The organism is Streptomyces bambusae, assembly GCF_020532645.1.
Lineage (GTDB): Bacteria > Actinomycetota > Actinomycetes > Streptomycetales > Streptomycetaceae > Streptomyces > Streptomyces bambusae.
Map to the genome: position 1 here is coordinate 33,303 of NZ_JAJAUZ010000023.1, position 16,893 is coordinate 50,195.

Genomic DNA, 16,893 nt, shown 5'->3' on the forward strand with positions numbered 1-16,893 from the left:
GGCCCCCGGCTCAGGCCACCGCGGCGGAGTCGTGGGCCGCGGCCGCAGCCAGGACCGCCGCGGTGTCCTCGGTCACCGGGTCGCCGTGGCCGAAGCAGGCGACCGCCGGTTTCAGGGCCGCGAGCCGGCGGAACGACTCCAGGGCCCGCTCCCGGTCGGTGTTGAACACGCCGAGCATCATCACCTGCTGCACGCCCGCCACGCAGTCGCCGGTGAACAGCACGCCGCGGCGGGGCAGGTGCACCGCGATGCTGCCGTCGGTGTGCCCGGGGCTGTGCACCGCGTACGCGCCGTCGCCGAACCCGAGGTCCGCCCCGTCCTCGACCTCCCGGTGCACCGGTGTCGGCGGGGCCTCGGGGACGGTCAGGCCGTGCGCGTACAGCGGGCGCTCCCAGTCGAGTAGGACCGGCTCGGGCACCGGCCGCTCGCCCCGGATGACGGGTGCCTCCAGCCGGTGCGCCACCACCTCGGCGCCGTACCGCGCCGACAGCTCGGCGGCCGCGCCGACGTGGTCGCGGTGGCAGTGCGTCAGCACGATCCGGCGCAGGGCGGCCGGGTCGGGGCCGAGGCTGCGTATCGCCGCCTCGATCTCCGGGGCGGACGTGGCGTTCCCGGCGTCGACCAGGGTCAGTTCGGCGCCGGGCCCGCCGCCGTCCCGCCACAGGTAGGCCTGGCCGATCGGGAAGCGGAGCATGTGCAGCCGCGGGGTCACTTCGACGAGATCCATGCGGCGAACCTACGGCGCCCGCCGGCCGCCCCGGCCGGAAAACGCTGCGGGCGTCCTACGCGCTCCGCGCAGTACGCCCGCAGCGGATCCGGGAACCCGCGGAGGTGTCAGATCCGCTTGGACTCGGCGTAGTTGACGAGGAACAGCGCCTCGGCGACGGACAGCCGCTCCAGCTCCTGCGGCGACACGCTCTCGTTCACCGCGTGGATCTGCGCCTCGGGCTCGCTCAGCCCGATCAGCAGGATCTCCGCCTCCGGGTACAGGCCCTGGAGGGTGTTGCACAGCGGGATCGAGCCGCCCATGCCGGCGGTCTGCATCTCCTCGTCCGGGTACGCCACCTTCATCGCGGCGGCCATCGACGCGTACGCGGGGCTGTCGGTGTCGGCGAGGAACGGCTGGCCCTGGCCGACCTGCTCCGCCGTCACCCGCGCCTGCCACGGGGTGCGCGACTCCAGGTGGGCGACGAGCGCCTTGTTCGCGTCGGCGGTGTCCATGCCCGGCGGCACCCGCAGGCTCACCAGCGCGCGGGCGCTCGCGTGCACGGACGGGGTGGCGCCGACCACCGGCGGGCAGTCGATGCCGAGCACGGTCACGGCCGGCTTCGACCACAGGCGGTCGGACACGGTGCCGCTGCCGATCAGCTCCACGCCGTCCAGCACCCGGGCGTCGGTGCGGAACTGGTCCTCCGGGTACTGCATGCCCTGCCAGGGCTCCCCGGCCGGCAGGCCGTCGACCGTGGTCGAACCGTCCTCGTCCCGCAGCGAGTCCAGGACGCGGATCAGCGCGGCCAGCGCGTCCGGCGCGGCGCCGCCGAACATGCCGGAGTGCAGGTTGCCCTCCAGGGTGTCCACCTGGATCCGGACCAGGGTCATGCCGCGCAGGGTCGCCGTCACCGTCGGCAGGCCCAGCCGGAAGTTGCCCGCGTCACCGATGACGATCGTGTCGGCCGTCAGCAGCTCCGGGTGCGCCTCCGCGTACATCTGCAGGCCGCCGGTGCCGACCTCCTCCGAACCCTCGACGATCACCTTCACGCCGACCGGCACACCGCCGTTGGCCTTGAGGGCCCGCAGCGCGAGCAGGTGCATGATGAACCCGCCCTTGCAGTCCGCGGCGCCGCGCCCGTACCAGCGACCGTCGCGCTCGGTCAGCTCGAACGGCGGGGAGACCCAGGCCTCCTCGTCGAGCGGCGGCTGCACGTCGTAGTGCGCGTACAGCAGCACCGTCGGCGCGCCCTCGGGGCCGGGCAGGTACCCGTACACCGACTGCGTGTCGTCGGGGGTGTCGAGCAGGGCCACGTCCTGGAAGCCCTCGGCGCGCAGTGCGTCGGCCACCCAGTTCGCAGCGCCCTCGCTCTCGCTCTTCGGGAACTGCGCCCAGTCCGCGACCGACCGGAAGGCCACCAGCTCGGCCAGCTCCGACTTGGCCCTCGGCATCAGGTCGGCGACGGTCTCGGCGATCGGGTGGGACGACATGGGCACGCTCCTCGTGGGTGCGACGTTGTTGGATGTGTACGCCGGCACCGGACGCATCGTGTGCGCACCGGAGCACGGCGGGGACAGGGCCGATCTTCCCACAGCGGGGCCGCCAGGGCCGCCGCCGTAGGATGCGCTCGGCACCGGAGCAACAGGGGATCAGGAGCAGCAGCACATCGTGAGCGAGCACGGGGACAACGGCCGCGCGGACCGCGCGGAGAGCGCCGACGCCGTGGAGGGGGCCTTCGCGGAGGGGAGTTCCGGGGAGGTCGCCGAGGCGGCTTCCGCGGAGGCTTCCGGAGCGGGGACTTCTGAGGAGGGGGCTGCTGTGGAGAGGGGTTCTGCGGCGGGCGATCCTGCGGAGGGCGCGGCCGAGGAGGCGGGTTCGGACGCCACCGAGGCGGCCGCCGGTACCGGTACCGGTACCGGCGAGATCTGGGACGTGGTCGTGGTGGGAGCCGGGCCGGCCGGGGCTTCCGCGGCCCATGCCGCCGCGGTCGCCGGACGGCGGGTCCTGCTGCTGGAGAAGGCCGAACTGCCCCGCTACAAGACGTGCGGCGGCGGGATCATCGGCCCCTCGCGCGATGCCCTGCCGCCGGGCTTCGTGCTGCCGTTCCAGGACCGCATCCACGCCGTCACCTTCTCACTGAACGGCCGCCTGACCCGCACCCGCAGGGCCCGGCACATGCTGTTCGGGCTGGTCAACCGGGCCGAGTTCGACGCCGGTCTGGTGGCGGCCGCCGAGAAGGCGGGCGCCGAGGTGCGCACCGGGGTGACCGTGACCCGGGTCGAGCAGCACGGCGCGGCGGTGCCGGACCGGCGGACCGTGGCGCTGGTGCTCGCCGACGGCGAGACCGTGCTGGCCCGCGCGGTGGTCGGCGCGGACGGCAGCGCGAGCCGGATCGGCGCACACGTCGGGGTGAAGACCCGTCAGGTGGACCTGGGGCTGGAGGCCGAGATCCCGGTGCCGGCCACGGTGGCCGAGGACTGGAAGGGCCGGGTGCTCATCGACTGGGGCCCGCTGCCGGGGAGTTACGGCTGGGTCTTCCCGAAGGGCGACACCCTGACCGTCGGCGTCATCTCGGCGCGCGGCGACGGCGCCGCGACCAAGCGGTACCTGGAGGACTTCATCGGCCGGCTCGGCCTCGCCGGTTTTGAACCCGCCCTGTCGTCCGGCCACCTGACCCGCTGCCGCAGCGAGGACTCGCCGCTGTCGCGCGGCCGGGTGCTGGTCGCCGGGGACGCGGCGGGACTGCTGGAGCCGTGGACCCGGGAGGGCATCTCCTTCGCCCTGCGGTCCGGGAGGCTGGCGGGGGAGTGGGCGGTGCGCATCGCCGAGGCGCAGGACGCGGTGGACACCCGCCGGCAGGCCCTGAACTACGCCTTCGCCATCAAGGCCGGACTCGGCGTGGAGATGGCGGTGGGGCAGCGCATGCTCGCCGTGTTCGAGAGCAGGCCGGGGCTGCTGCACGCGGCGATCACCGGCTTCCTGCCGGCCTGGCGGGCCTTCGCCCGCATCACGCGCGGATCGTCCTCGCTGGGCGAGATGGTGCGGACGAATTCCCTGGCCCGGCGGGCGCTGGACGCCGTCGACCGCAGGCAGGGGCCGGTCACTCCGACACCGTGAGGCGGAAGACGGGGTGGTCGGGGGCGGCGGCCGCGATGTCCTCGGCGGGGGAGTCGTGGGTGACCCCGCGGAAGAACACGTTGACCTCCCAGCCCCACTTCTTCAGGTAGCCGCGCAGGACGTCCGGCTTGTCGGCGTCGGTGAGTTCGGTGGCCGTGAAGGTACGCACCTTCCGGCCGACCCGCAGCTCACCGCCGCCGGCGGCGCGCATGTTGCGGACCCACTGCGAGTGGCCGCGGGCGGAGACCAGGTAGAGCGTGCCGTCGTGGGTGTACGGGTTCACGGGGATCCGCTGCATCTTCCCGGACACCCGGCCGCGGACGGAGAGTTCGGCCGTCCCGGCGAGGCTGACGCCGAACCGGGCCAGCTTGCCGAGCAGCGCGTTGAAACGCAGCGTGAGAGGACCGGCAGTGACGTAGTAGGGGGCGGCTGCCGGGGTCGGGGCCGGGGCAGCGGGGACGGCCGGGGCCGGGCCGGGCTTCGGGGTGCTGGCGCTCATGGTGGGCCTCCGTGATCTGTTGTGTGAGCAGCGCTCCGGTGTGGGGGCGGCACTCAGATCGGTGAGCAGTGCTCCAAAGTGTGAGCACCGCTCTCGCTTGAGATCAGTCTGCATGGAGCGGTGCGCCAAAGCAAGAGCAGTGCTCTCGTTTTAGTGTGGTGATCTCATTTTTGTGCAGTGCTCTCGCTTCATGGCAGACTGGCGCCCATGACCACGGTCCGAGGGGCCCGCGAGCGCGCCCGCATCGAAATCACCGCCGCCATCAAGGACGAGGCGCGCCGGCAGCTCGCCGAGGACGGCGCGGCCAAGCTGTCCCTGCGGGCCGTCGCCCGCGAGCTGGGCATGGTCTCGTCCGCCCTCTACCGCTACTTCCCCAGCCGGGACGACCTGCTGACCGCGTTGATCATCGATGCGTACGACAGCGTCGGTGCGGCCGCCGAGACCGCCCACGCCGACGCCCGGGTCCTCGGCGCCCCGCCCCGTGACCGCTGGCTCGCCGTCTGCATCGCCGTACGCGCCTGGGCCCTCGCGCATCCGCACGAGTACGCGCTGATCTACGGTTCGCCGGTGCCCGGTTACACCGCGCCGGAGGACACCGTGGTGCCGGCCTCCCGGGTCGGGAACACCCTCGTCGCGGTCGTCCGCGAGGCCCACGCCGCCCGCCGTCTCGTCCTGCCGCCGCTGCCCGCCGTGCTGCGGCGCGAGGCGGACCGCATGACCGGGGAGTTCGCCGCGGGCCTGCCCCCCGAGGTGACCGCCACGCTGGTCGCCTGCTGGGCCCAGCTGGTCGGCCTGATCTCGTTCGAGGTCTTCGGTCAGTTCAACCGCGTGGTCGAGGCCCGCGAGGAGTTCTTCGTCCACTCCGCCGCCCAACTCGCCCACCAGGTGGGGATCATCGCCGTCTGACGCGCGGCCGCCGCAGTCACCGGCTCACCGCTTCCCCCGGTGTCCGCCCCCGGCTGAATTCCTCGACCGGCCGCCGACCGGTGCCCGACCGCGCCCGTACCGGTCCGCGCCCGTACCGATCGCGACCGCACGCCGTGCCCGCCCGGCCCCGCGACCGCACGCCGGGCCCGCCGCCCGTACGCCGCGCCCGACCGCACGCCGCGGCGGCTCCGCCGGCAGCCGGGGGGTCAGCCGCCCTCTTCCCCCGTGCGGTGGCCGAACCGCCACAGGACGTGGGTGATCCGGAGCAGGAAGACCGCCGTGGCCAGGACCGCGCCCAGCCCGGTCAGCAGGCCCGCCGGGCCGTCGTCCAGGTCGAAGACCAGAGCCGGTCCCGCCACCGCGCCGAAGACCAGCGCGGCTGCGAACAGCCCGCTGAACACCGCGTAGCCGATCTCCACAGTGAGTGCGTCCCGGTCGGCCTGTGTACGTTTCGCCATGTCCCGCAGTGTCACGGCCCGGGGCCGCACCGGCAAGCGCCCTCCGGGCCCGTCAGATAACGGAGTTGGCCTGCCACAGCCGGGCCGCTGCCGGGTTGCCGGTGATCTGGGGGCCGGCCAGCGGCAGCCGGTTCCAGAGCGCCGCGTACAGCCAGCCGGCGGTGCCCGTGATCTCGCAGTCCGCCGGGCCGGCGTCGTCCCGCACGGTCCGGGGCGGCTCCGCCGACAGGTGCACCGACCACACCGCGCCGGTGTCCGCGGCCCGGATCCGCAGGAGCATGGGCTCGCCGTCGGTCCGCACCCGGCTGCGGGGGCGGGCGTGGAAGCCGGTCAGCAGCTCGTCCACGCCGTCCTCCGCGAACCGCGGGCCGACCGCCGTGAACTCCCGGCCCAGCGCGGACTCGGCGTCCATCCGGTGCACCGTCGCCTCGTGCGCCTGCCGCCGCGCCCAGAACGCCAGCGGCGACGGCGGCGCGGTCGGCAGGAAGGTCCAGCACTGCCGGTCGGCGGGCGCCTCCGACAGGATCTTCAGCAGTCCGGTGCTCTGCTCGCGGTACCAGGCCACGAGTTCCGGTCCGGACAGCTCCGGACCCGCACCCATCGGCTGCCGCTCCAGCAGCCCGTCGGCCACGTACCGACCCGCCCACCGGTGCACCGCCCCGGTGTGCCGCAGCAGATCGGTCACCCGCCAGCCCGGACACACCGGCACCGCGGCATCCGTACCGGCCCGCTCGGCCGTGTCGGCCAGCAGTTCGCACTCGCGCCCGAGCACTTCGAGGAACTCCCTGATCTCCATGGCCGCGAGTCTGCCAGCCCCGCGCCCGGCCCGCCCCGGCATCGCCCCCTCCGACCGGGCACGATGGAGGGGCCATGACCGACGCCCTCTTCCCCCGCGCCCGCACCGTGCTCGCCCCCGGCGCCGTGCACGTCCCCGACTGGCTGCCGCCGGACCGCCAGCGGCAGCTGCTCGACGCCTGCCGGGCCTGGGCCCGCCCGCCCGCCGGACTGCGCACCGTACGCACCCCCGGCGGCGGGACCATGAGCGCCCGGCAGGTCTGCCTCGGGCGCCACTGGTACCCGTACGGGTACGCCGACAGGGCCGTCGACGGGGACGGCGCGCCGGTCAAACCGTTCCCCGGATGGCTGGGGGAGCTCGCGCGGGAGGCCGTGCGGGACTCCCTCGGCATCGAGCCCGGCCCGGACCCGTACGACATCGCGCTCATCAACTTCTACGACGCGCACGCCCGCATGGGCATGCACCGGGACGCCGACGAACGGTCCGACGCACCCGTGGTCTCGCTGAGCCTGGGCGACTCGTGCGTGTTCCGCTTCGGCACCGCGGCCGGCCGCGGCAGACCGTACCGCGACGTGGAACTGCACAGCGGCGACCTCTTCGTCTTCGGCGGCCCGTCCCGCCTCGCCCACCACGGCGTCCTCCGCATCCACCCGGACACCGGCCCGCCCGCCCTCGGCCTCACCGGCCGCCTGAACCTCACGCTCCGCGCCGGCGGCATGCCGTGACCGGCTGACCGGCTGACCGGTTGACCGGCTGACCGGTCCGGGTCCGGCGGGCCGGCCGCAGCGGTCCGGGCCGGGTCCGGGCGGGGTGATCGCCCGGGAAGGTGCCCGATCGGGCCGTCGCAGGTGCCCGCGCGTGCGGGGGCGTGTCGGGATCGTGCGAGGATCGGCTCCATGAACGGCAACGTGGCCCCGCGGCGGGTGGGGGATGTGTCCACGAGGACCCGGCTGGAGCGGGGCCGTGGTGCGCTCGGACCGGCCCTGGAGCTCGTCCACACCGGCCGGGCCCCGACCCGTGCGGTCCTCACCGCCGAACTGGGCGTGACCCGCGCCACCGCCGGAGCCGTCGCCGCCGAGCTGGAGGCGCTGGGCCTGATCCGCGTGGACTCCCGGCCCGGCGTCGCCGGCGGCGCCCAGGGCCGCCCCTCGCACCGCCTGTCCATCGACGAGAACGGGCCGGTCGCGCTGGCCGCCCAGGTGCACCCCGACGGTTTCCGGGCCGCGCTCGTCGGCCTCGGCGGCCGCATCGTCGCCACCACCCCCGGCTGCGTCACCGTCTCCGCCGACCCCGCCCAGGTGCTCGGCGAGGTCGTCGACGCGGGTGCGGCCCTGCTCAAGGACAGCGGGCGGCGCTGTGTCGGGGCGGCCCTGGCGGTGCCGTCGGCCGTCGCCGAACCCGAGGGCACCGCCCTCAACCCGCTGCACCTGGCCTGGCCTGCCGGATCCCCGGTCCGCGCGATCTTCACCGAGTGCGTACGGGCGGCCGGCATCGACGGGCCCGTCCTCACGGGGAACGACGTCAACCTGGCCGCCCTCGCCGAACACCGGCACGGCGCCGGCCGCAGTGCCCAGCACCTGCTGTGCGTGGCCACCGGCCACCGCGGGGTCGGCGGCGCCCTCGTCCTCGACGGCCGCCTGCACAGCGGCAGTTCGGGCCTGGCCCTGGAGGTCGGCCACCTGACGGTGAACCCGGAGGGGCGTGCCTGCCACTGCGGCGGCCGCGGCTGCCTCGACGTCGAGGCGGACCCGCTGGCCTTCCTGACGGCGGCCGGCCGCACCCCCGGACCCGAGGTCAACCTGCTCCAGCAGGCCCGCGACCTGCTGCGCAGCGAGTACACCGCACCCGCCGACCCGTCCGTACGGCGCGCCGCCGAGGAGCTCATCGACCGGCTCGGCCTGGGCCTGGCCGGCCTGGTGAACATCCTCAACCCGGACCGGATCATCCTCGGCGGCCTGCACCGCGAACTCCTCGACGCGGACCCCGAGCGGCTGCGCGCCGTCGTGGCCGACCGCAGCCTGTGGGGCCGCAGCGGGGGAGTGCCGATCCTGCCGTGCACCCTCGACCACAACAGTCTGGTCGGCGCCGCAGAACTGGCCTGGCAGCCGGTCCTCGACGACCCCCTGGGCTCCCTGGGCGCAGCGGCCTGACCGGGGCACGACGGCCTGCCCCGGGCGCGACGGCTGCTCCGGCGCAGCGGCCTGCCCCGGGCCGGGCGAGTCCGCGTCGGAGACCGCACCGGCCAACGGCGCGAGCGCTGCTATGGGGTCGGAGCGCCCGTTCACGTCGAGAGCGCTGCTCTCGAGTCAGAGCGACCGCCTGCGGTCAGAGCGTCGGCCTGCGACGAGAGCGCCGCTCTCGCCCCAGTGCCCCGGCCCACGACGAGTGCATCGCTCCGGTCCCAGTGCCCCGGCCCATGATGAGAGCGCTGCTCCGGTCCCAGTGCCCCGGCCCATGACGAGAGCGCTGCTCCGGTCCCAGTACCCCCGCCCACGACGAGAGCACTCGCAGCGCCCCCGCCCTCAGAGCACCGGCACCGCGACCGGCAGCGCCCCGGCGGCCGCTGCCGCCACCTCCACGCCCAGCCCCACACCCACCCCCACGCCCGGCACCGGCCCGGCGCTCCGTACCGGTGCCGGGCGGATGCGGACCGCCGTGGGGTGCGGGGGGAGGAGGGCGGCGGTGGCGGCCTGGAGGGTGAACCACACCACCTTGCCGGCGGTGCCGGCGTGTTCGTGCGGCCGCGCGCCCCAGCTCTCGCTCACCGCCGCGACCATGGCCAGGCCGCGTCCGCAGGTCTCCAGCGGACCGGCCGTCCGGACGACGGGGAGGCGGGGGTCGTGGTCGTGGACCGAGACCGTGAGGCGGCCGCGGAGCAGCCGCATCTCCACCGTGCACAGCTTGTCGGGCTGGGCGTGCCGGTGGACGTTGCTCAGGAGTTCGGTCACGCCCAGCGCGGCCTGGTCTATGAGCGGGTCCAACTGCCAGTAGCGCAGTTGTGCAGAAACGATTCTGCGAATCTGTCCGATGCGCGCGGGCCGGGCGTCCAGCTCCACTGCGCAGTGCCTGCTTCGATGACTGATCACGGCTGCGACTCCCCGAAATGAAGGTCCGGAAGAAGACGACGATCCGATCCAGCACGTGCTGACGTTCCGTACTGACAGGGTGCACCCTGAGTGACGCTCTTCAGCGTCGCCCGCCGCCGCGCCGCACGCAACTCGCAGCGGTTTGGGGCCCGCAGGAAGTCCCGCGGGAGTTCCCCGGCTCAGCCCCCCGCCGCACGGGCCCGCCGCACCGCCTCCACGAGCCGCCCGGCCGGGATCCGCAGCCGGTAGCGGGTCCCGTTGAGGCGGGCCACCGTGGCCTCCCGGCCCGGCAGCCAGGACCGGGCCGCGCTCACCGCGCCCAGCGGCGCGCTGTCGATCTCGCGGTCCCCGCTCGTCAGCAGGTGCAGCCGGCCGTCCCGGATCAGCACCTTGCCCGCCCTGGTCAGGGCGCGCGGCCAGCGGTCGATGCGTACGCCCGTGGCGGTGAACTCGGGTTCGCTCATGGCCGGCAGCCCCCTTCGACCCGGCCCAGTGTGCCCCGCCCGGGCCGCCCGCACCAGAGGGTGCGCACGCCCGTACGTCTGTTCTCAAAGCAAAGCCGACAGAGACCCAAAGTCAGCGTTTGTGCAGGTGAGAGGGGTACATTGCAGAGCAGGGGGACCGCACGGAACGAGGAGCAGGGCACATGAGCACGACCGCACGGCAGGGCATCGCAGGCCCCCTGGCCACCGTCGACGTCGACCGCAGCGACGCCGCATACCGGGCCTGGCTCAAGGAGGCGGTGCGCAAGGTCCAGGCCGACGCCAACCGCTCCGCCGACACCCACCTGCTGCGCTTCCCGCTGCCGGAGGCGTGGGGCATCGACCTCTACCTGAAGGACGAGTCCACCCACCCCACCGGCTCGCTCAAGCACCGCCTGGCCCGCTCGCTGTTCCTGTACGCGCTGTGCAACGGCTGGATCCGCCCGGGCCGCCCGGTCATCGAGGCCTCCAGCGGCTCCACCGCGGTCTCCGAGGCGTACTTCGCCAAGCTGATCGGCGTCCCGTTCGTCGCCGTCATGCCGCGCACCACCAGTCCCGAGAAGTGCAGGCTCATCGAATTCCACGGCGGCGAGTGCCACTTCGTGGACGACCCGATGAAGATGTACGACGAGTCCGCCTCGCTCGCGGCCGAGACCGGCGGGCACTACATGGACCAGTTCACGTACGCCGAGCGGGCCACCGACTGGCGTGGCAACAACAACATCGCCGAGTCGATGTACCAGCAGCTGAAGCTGGAGCGCTACCCGGAGCCCGCGTGGATCGTCGCCACCGCCGGCACCGGCGGCACCTCCGCGACCATCGCCCGGTACGTGCACTACATGCAGCACGACACCCGGATCTGCGTCCCCGACCCCGAGAACTCCTGCTTCTTCGACGGCTGGACGCAGAACGACCCGCTCGCGCACAGCGACTGCGGCTCGCGCATCGAGGGCATCGGCCGGCCGCGGATGGAGCCCAGCTTCGTGCCCGGCGCCATCGACCGGATGATGAAGGTGCCGGACGCGGCCTCCGTCGCCGCGTGCCGGGCGCTGGAGCAGGCCATCGGCCGCAAGGCCGGCGGCTCCACCGGCACCGGCCTGTGGAGCGCCCTGAAGATCGTCTCCGAAATGGTCGCCGAGGGCCGCACCGGCAGCGTCGTCACCCTGCTCTGCGACCCGGGAGACCGCTACCTCGACAAGTACTACTCCGACGCGTGGGTGTCCGCCCAGGGCCTCGACCTCACCCCGTACGCCCGCACCATCGACACCCTGCTGGCCACCGGCACCTGGCAGGAACCCGGCGCCTGACCCACCCCGGGCCCGGCCGCCGGCCGAAACGTTTCCCCCGGCGGCCCGCCCGGCGCCCGGCGCAGTCCTCCCGCCGGGCCCCCGCTCACACCGTGTCCGCCCACGTGCCCGTCAGCCGGCGGTCAAGGGTGCGGACCGCCGTGCGGAAACTGCGGTCCAGGCCTGGGCGGGCGGCCCGGAGGGCCAGGCGGAAGACCGTCGGGCCGGCGGCCGCGAACGTCCACTGCACCCGCGTGCCGCGGCCCGCCGGGTACAGCCGCCAGTCCTCCAACAGGGCCTGCACACCAGGCACGTTGGTCTCGTCCACCCGGTAGGCGTAGCGCTGCTCCGGGTCGGCCGCCATCACCGTCTCGCGGAACCGCACCCCGCCGATCAGCCCGATCTCCCGCCCCGCACCGCCGTGCGTGGGACGCGCCAGCGTCACCGCACGGAACCACGACGGCCAGCCCGCCACCTCCTCGGCCAGCGACCGGTACACCGTCTCCGGCGGAGCGTGCGCCACCGTCGCGAAGACCAGTCGTACGGGAGCGGACTCGACGAAGTCGAGCCCGACGGGCCGGAGTCGGCGTGCCATGCGGAAACCCCCTGTGCTGAAGCGGCGACGGACCGGCAGGGCCGCCGGACGTGCGCGCCACCTTAGCTGTCGGCTCGTCAGATGTCTTGGTCCGCACGCCTGCTGGGCGCAGCGGCGGCGGCGCGGGATGCTGTCCGGGGCGGCCGCGCCGCCCCGGACCAGGCCGCGAGAGGAGCCGCCGTGCCCGAAGCCCCGCTCTGCCTCGAACTCCACGTGCACGGAGTCGCCGGCGCCGGCCCGGCGGAACTCCTCGGCGATCCCCGCACCGTCCGCGTCACGGGGGACGCCACCGCGGCCGTGTTCCGCCGCGCCGACGACGCCGACGCGGAGGCGCACCCCGAGCGGTACGCCGGCCGGCCGGTCCCCGAGGCCTACTGCTGGTCCCGGCTGACCTCCGGCAACGGCGCCCGCGCCCTGTGGCTGCTGCTCCTGCCCTTCATGGTGGCCAACCTGGCCCACTGGAACCGGCCCGCCGCCACCGGCCGCCCCCGCGCCGTCCGCGCGTACGGGCTGCTGGTCCGGCTGGTCGCGCTCAGCCTCACCGTGCTGCTCGTCGCCGCCGCGTGCGAAGTGGCCCTCGACCTCGTCGCCTGGCAGTGCGCCGGCTCCGCCCACTGCGCCGCCTCCCGCTCCTGGCCCGCCTTCCCCGGCCCGGACCCCGGCCCCGGAAGCGGCCCGTACGGCGCCTGGTGGGCCCAGCCCGGCCGCCGGCTCGCCCTGGCCGCCCTGGTGCCCACCGCCCTGACCGGCCTCCTCTGGTACCTGTCCCACCACACCTGGAGCGCGTACGAGTCCCAGCCCCCGCCCCCGGGAACCACCGGAACCCCGTACGCGGACGCCGACGCCGACGACCCCCTCGGCCGCCCCGGCTTCTGGTACGGCCGCCGTCTCGTCGCCCGGCTGCGCGCCGCCCACGCCGCGGCCGGTCTGCTCACCGTCGCCGCCGCCGTGGCCACGGCCGCCGCCCGGCACGACCGCGGACCCGGCGGCAGCGCCGCCCTCGACACCGCCGGCCGGCTCCTCCTGGCCCTGCTGGCGGCCGCCGCCGGCGCCGTGCTGTGGGTGGTGTGCCGCCGCGGCCGGGCCGAGCGCCGCGCCGACGCGCGCGCCGACCGGGCCGTACGGGTCCTGCTGCCGGGCGGCGCCCTCGCCCTGCTGGTGGCGACCCTCGGGTACGCGGCCTGGTCCCGCCCCGGCTGGACGGCGGACGGCCGGCTCCCCGCCGACACCGCGTTCGGTGTCCTCGTCCTCGCCCAGGGCCTGCTGGTGCTCGCCCTCGCGGCCGTCGCCGCCCGGCTGCACCGCGGCTCGCCCGCCGACGCGGGCGCCGCCCTCGGCGGGCTCGGCGGCCCCGCCGTCGCCATGCTCGCCTGCGCCCTGGGCGGGGTGATGACCGGCGGGGTCGCCCAGCGGGTCGCGGACTGGCTGGACGGCGGCGGCACCCCCGGCATGCCCGGCACCCGGCTGCCCGGCCCGCCCGTCCTGCTGTCCTGGCAGGCGTCGGTCCTGCCGCCGCTGTTCCTCGTCCTGCTGCTGCTCGCGCTCTGGTTCGCGGCCCGCGGCATCCGGCACCGCCGCCGGCTCGCCGCCGCGGTGGCCGCCGAGTACCCGGGCCAGGGCGAGGACCCGGCCCGCAGCCGGGCGGTGGCCGGCGCCCGGGCCACCGCCGCCCTCACCGATGCCGCCCCCTGGTTCCTCGGTGCCGTCGCCGCACTCACCCTGCTGCTCGGCACGGCCGCCGTCGCCGCGGCCTGGACCACCGGGCAGGTGCCGGGGGAGGCGGCCCGCGGCACCCACCCGCTCGTGGAACGCGCCGCCGAGGCCGCCCAGGGCGCCGGGTCCTGGCTGACCGGCTTCGCGTTCCTGCTGTTCGTCACCTGGGGCCGGCGCGCCTACCGGGACGCCTCGGCCCGCCGGACCATCGGCATCCTGTGGGACGTCGGCACCTTCTGGCCGCGCGCCGCGCACCCGTTCGCGCCGCCCTGCTACGCCGAGCGGGCCGTGCCCGACCTGGCCTGGCGGATGACCACCTGGACCGGGCGCACCGGCGGCCGCCTGGTGGTCTCCGGCCACTCGCAGGGTAGCGTGCTCGCGGCGGCCGCGGTCCGCCAACTGCCCCCGGAGGCACGGGCCCGGGTCGCCCTGCTCACGTACGGATCCCCGCTGCGGAGGCTGTACGGCCGCTGGTTCCCCGCGTACTTCGGGCCGGGGCCGCTCGCCGCGCTGCACCGCGACGTGGACTGCTGGCGCAACCTGTGGCGGGCCACCGACCCGATCGGCGGGCCGGTGCTCGGCCCCGCCGACGGCGTGGACCGCGGCCCGCTCGCCGACCCGCTCGCCTACGGGCGTACGGCCGAACACCCGCTGCCCGCCCCGATCCTGGGGCACGACGACTACCAGTCCGACCCGGCGTTCGGTGCCGAACGCGACGCCCTGCTGGCCCGCCTGGCGGCCGCGCCCGCCGCCCCGCCCGGTCCCGCCGGGGTGCCCGGGCCGCGGCTCAGCCGACCGGCGAGCCCGCCGCCGGCAGGTCCTCCGGGAACAGCAGGGTGAGCTGGTCGGTGTCCGGCTCCGGCAGCTGCGCCACCCGCCCGGCATGCCGTTCCACCATCGACTCGAAGGTCTGCCGGGCGGTGCGCCCGTTGCCGAACGCGGGGCCGCGCGGCAGGTCCGCGAAGTACGCCAGCAGGGCGTCGGACGTGCCCCGCCCGAGCCGGTACTCGTGCTCGTCGGCCTGCTGCTCCACGATCCGCAGCAGCTCGCCGGGCCCGTAGTCGCCGAAGGTGATGGTCCGTGAGAACCGGGACGCCACACCGGGGTTGACGGTCAGGAACCGCTCCATCTCGGCCGTGTACCCGGCGACGATCACCACCACCGCCTCCCGGTGGTCCTCCATCAGCTTGACCAGGGTGTCGATGGCCTCCCGGCCGAAGTCCCGCCCCGAGTCCTCGGGCGCCAGCGCGTACGCCTCGTCGATGAACAGCACGCCGCCGCGGGCCCGTTCGAACGCCTCCTGGGTGCGGATCGCCGTGGAGCCGATGTGCTCGCCGACCAGGTCCACCCGGGACACCTCGACGAGGTGGCCGCGCTCCAGCACTCCGAGGGAGGCCAGGATCTCCCCGTACAGCCGGGCCACGGTGGTCTTCCCGGTGCCGGGGGAGCCCGTGAAGACCAGGTGGCGGCGGACCGACGCGGCCTTCAGCCCGGCCTGCTGCCGGCGCCGCCCCACCTCGATCATGTCGGTGAGCGCCCGCACCTCCCGCTTGACGCTGTCCAGGCCCACCAGTGCGTCCAGCGCGCCGAGCACCTGGTCTGCGGCGCGGGCCGCGGGCACCGTCGGCGCGGCCGGCTCCCCGGGTCCGTCCGCGGCGACGGCGGCCGCCGGACGGGGCACGGTCGCGGTGGCGGGCAGGGTGGCGGTGGCCGCCGGGCCGGCCGGCACCGCAGCCTGGCGGACCGTGCTCTCGTCGCTCGTGCAGTCGCGGACCAGCGGCCCGTCGTCGGGGAACTCGTAGCCCCCGCGCGCGCAGCGCTCGGTACGGCAGCCTGACAGGGTGGAGCGGCAGCCGTCGAGGACGTGGAAGCCGAAGCCGTCGCTGCCGGTCACCCGGCAGTCCCGGAAGGTGCCGCGGCCCTCCGCGGACACGTAGAACCCGGCCTCCGCGGGGGCGGTCACGGTGCACCGCTCGATCTGCGGGTCGGCGCCCTTGGAGACGATCACACCGGTCTGCACGGCGTCGATCGTGCAGCCGGCGAGGACGCCACCGCTGCCGTGGTCGCGGAACCAGGCGCCGGTGCCGGCCTCCCGGATCCGGCAGTCGTCGAGTTCGGCCACCGCCCCGTCGCTGACCGACACGGCCGTGTTGCGGACCTGCGTCAGGTCGCTGTCCACGACCTCCGCGCGGGAGCCGCGGTCCAGGACGAACACCGCGTCCGGTACGTCGTGCACCCGGCAGGACACCAGCGAGACGCTGGCCCCGTCGCTGATCCACACCGCCGGGTAGTCGCCGGTGCTGTCGTGGATCTCGCAGTGCTCGGCGGTCGCCCGGGTGCCCGGGTCCCACACCGACAGCCCGTTGCGCCCGAACCGGCGGACCGTGGTGCGGTGCAGGGTCAGCACCGAACGGGCCCGCAGGTCCAGGGCGTTCTCGGGCACGTCGTGGACCTCGCAGCCGGACAGCGTCAGCACCGCGTCGGTGTCGAGCGTCACCCCGTCCGCGGTGGTGCGGTGCACCGTGCAGTCCGTCAGCCGGGCCGCGGCGCGCGCGGCGATCTGCACGCCCGCGCCCCGGATCTCGTACACCTCGCAGCCCAGCGCCTCCAGGCCGGAGCCCTCGCCGGTGACCGACAGCCCCGCGCCGGCGGTGTGGTGGACCCGGCAGCGCTCCAGCCGCGGGTGCCCGCCGCCGCGCACGGCGACCCCGGACTGCCCGGCGGCCAGCACCTCGCAGTCCTCGAACACGCCGCCCGCGCCGTCGGACACCACGATGCCCACGCCGGCCGGGTTGTCCACGGTGCAGCGGCGCACGACCGGCCGGGCGGCGCCGCGGACCTCGATGCCCGCGGCGGACCGCGTGACCACGCGCAGATCGGACAGCTCCGGTGCGCCGTCCTCGACGAGCACCGCCGGCGCGGCCGTGTCGCGGCCCTCCACGTGCAGGTCCTGCACCACCGCGGAGGCGTGCACGGTCAGCGCCACCCCGTCGGCCGGCGCGATCCGCACCGCCCCGGCCGCGCCCTCGGGGCCCCGCAGCGTGACGGCGTGCCGGACCACGAGGTTCTCCCGGTACGTGCCGGGGGCGATGGACAGGACGTCGCCGTCGCCCGCGGCCGCCAGGGCGGCGGCCAGCGTGGGGTATTCACCGGTACGGCGCCGCCACCGGGGCGAGCTGCCGTGGGTCACCTGGACCGTTCCCTGTGCCATCGTGCTGCCGTGCC

15 protein-coding genes are annotated in these 16,893 nt (G+C 75.4%); 6 read left to right on the top strand and 9 right to left on the bottom strand.

What is annotated here, in order from left to right; translation table 11 throughout:
- Positions 1 to 10: 10 nt before the first annotated feature.
- Both LG634_RS17880 and LG634_RS17885 read right to left on the bottom strand, forming a co-directional pair.
- Positions 11 to 727 (bottom strand): MBL fold metallo-hydrolase, encoded by a 717-nt coding sequence (locus LG634_RS17880; RefSeq protein WP_226734846.1) that lies wholly within the window; start codon positions 725 to 727, stop codon positions 11 to 13.
- A 107-nt stretch (positions 728 to 834) separates the two neighbouring features.
- Entirely contained in the window at positions 835 to 2,199 is a 1,365-nt protein-coding gene (locus LG634_RS17885; protein ID WP_226734847.1) for a dipeptidase, read from the bottom strand.
- A gap of 433 nt (positions 2,200 to 2,632) precedes the next feature.
- Between LG634_RS17885 and LG634_RS17890 the strand changes: the two genes are divergently transcribed.
- On the top strand, positions 2,633 to 3,826 hold the full coding sequence (locus LG634_RS17890; protein WP_226734909.1) for a geranylgeranyl reductase family protein: 1,194 nt from the start codon (positions 2,633 to 2,635) through the stop codon (positions 3,824 to 3,826).
- Here LG634_RS17890 and LG634_RS17895 read toward each other — a convergent pair.
- Entirely contained in the window at positions 3,810 to 4,325 is a 516-nt protein-coding gene (locus LG634_RS17895; protein WP_226734848.1) for a nitroreductase family deazaflavin-dependent oxidoreductase, read from the bottom strand. The genes LG634_RS17890 and LG634_RS17895 overlap by 17 nt on opposite strands.
- A 207-nt stretch (positions 4,326 to 4,532) precedes the next feature.
- On the opposite strand from LG634_RS17895, the gene LG634_RS17900 reads away from it, so the two are divergent.
- Positions 4,533 to 5,231 carry a TetR/AcrR family transcriptional regulator gene (locus LG634_RS17900; RefSeq protein WP_226734849.1) on the top strand — a complete coding sequence of 233 codons (699 nt, stop codon included), beginning with the start codon at positions 4,533 to 4,535 and terminating at the stop codon, positions 5,229 to 5,231.
- Positions 5,232 to 5,458: 227 nt separating this feature from the next.
- On the opposite strand, the gene LG634_RS17905 is transcribed toward LG634_RS17900, so the two are convergent.
- Complete coding sequence (locus LG634_RS17905) at positions 5,459 to 5,710, bottom strand: DUF6332 family protein (RefSeq protein WP_226734850.1); 252 nt, start codon at positions 5,708 to 5,710, stop codon at positions 5,459 to 5,461.
- A gap of 52 nt (positions 5,711 to 5,762) precedes the next feature.
- Positions 5,763 to 6,506, bottom strand: a complete 744-nt coding sequence (locus tag LG634_RS17910) for a maleylpyruvate isomerase family mycothiol-dependent enzyme (RefSeq protein ID WP_226734851.1) — start codon at positions 6,504 to 6,506, stop codon at positions 5,763 to 5,765.
- Between the two features lie 74 nt (positions 6,507 to 6,580).
- Here LG634_RS17910 and LG634_RS17915 point away from each other — a divergent pair, with 74 nt between their 5' ends.
- Both LG634_RS17915 and LG634_RS17920 read left to right on the top strand, forming a co-directional pair.
- Positions 6,581 to 7,231: an alpha-ketoglutarate-dependent dioxygenase AlkB gene (locus LG634_RS17915; RefSeq protein WP_226734852.1), complete on the top strand. Its 651-nt coding sequence runs from the start codon at positions 6,581 to 6,583 to the stop codon at positions 7,229 to 7,231.
- Between the two features lie 171 nt (positions 7,232 to 7,402).
- Positions 7,403 to 8,656: an ROK family protein gene (locus tag LG634_RS17920; protein ID WP_226734853.1), complete on the top strand. Its 1,254-nt coding sequence runs from the start codon at positions 7,403 to 7,405 to the stop codon at positions 8,654 to 8,656.
- Positions 8,657 to 9,028: 372 nt separating this feature from the next.
- Here LG634_RS17920 and LG634_RS17925 read toward each other — a convergent pair whose 3' ends face one another.
- Both LG634_RS17925 and LG634_RS17930 read right to left on the bottom strand, forming a co-directional pair.
- Positions 9,029 to 9,592, bottom strand: coding sequence for an ATP-binding protein (locus LG634_RS17925; RefSeq protein WP_226734854.1), 564 nt, complete (start codon positions 9,590 to 9,592; stop codon positions 9,029 to 9,031).
- A 179-nt stretch (positions 9,593 to 9,771) separates the two neighbouring features.
- Positions 9,772 to 10,056, bottom strand: coding sequence for a hypothetical protein (locus tag LG634_RS17930; RefSeq protein WP_226734855.1), 285 nt, complete (start codon positions 10,054 to 10,056; stop codon positions 9,772 to 9,774).
- Between the two features lie 182 nt (positions 10,057 to 10,238).
- Between LG634_RS17930 and cds1 the strand changes: the two genes are divergently transcribed.
- Positions 10,239 to 11,381 carry an L-cysteine desulfhydrase Cds1 gene (gene cds1, locus LG634_RS17935; protein ID WP_226734856.1) on the top strand — a complete coding sequence of 381 codons (1,143 nt, stop codon included), beginning with the start codon at positions 10,239 to 10,241 and terminating at the stop codon, positions 11,379 to 11,381.
- Between the two features lie 85 nt (positions 11,382 to 11,466).
- On the opposite strand, the gene LG634_RS17940 is transcribed toward cds1, so the two are convergent.
- Entirely contained in the window at positions 11,467 to 11,955 is a 489-nt protein-coding gene (locus LG634_RS17940; RefSeq protein WP_226734857.1) for an SRPBCC family protein, read from the bottom strand.
- Between the two features lie 81 nt (positions 11,956 to 12,036).
- Between LG634_RS17940 and LG634_RS17945 the strand changes: the two genes are divergently transcribed.
- The gene (locus tag LG634_RS17945) at positions 12,037 to 14,508 is read left to right on the top strand and encodes a hypothetical protein (protein ID WP_372482443.1); all 2,472 of its coding nucleotides are present in this window, start codon (positions 12,037 to 12,039) and stop codon (positions 14,506 to 14,508) included.
- Here LG634_RS17945 and LG634_RS17950 read toward each other — a convergent pair.
- Positions 14,456 to 16,879, bottom strand: a complete 2,424-nt coding sequence (locus tag LG634_RS17950) for a right-handed parallel beta-helix repeat-containing protein (RefSeq protein ID WP_226734859.1) — start codon at positions 16,877 to 16,879, stop codon at positions 14,456 to 14,458. The two genes, LG634_RS17945 and LG634_RS17950, sit on opposite strands and share 53 nt — an antisense overlap.
- Positions 16,880 to 16,893: the final 14 nt, after the last annotated feature.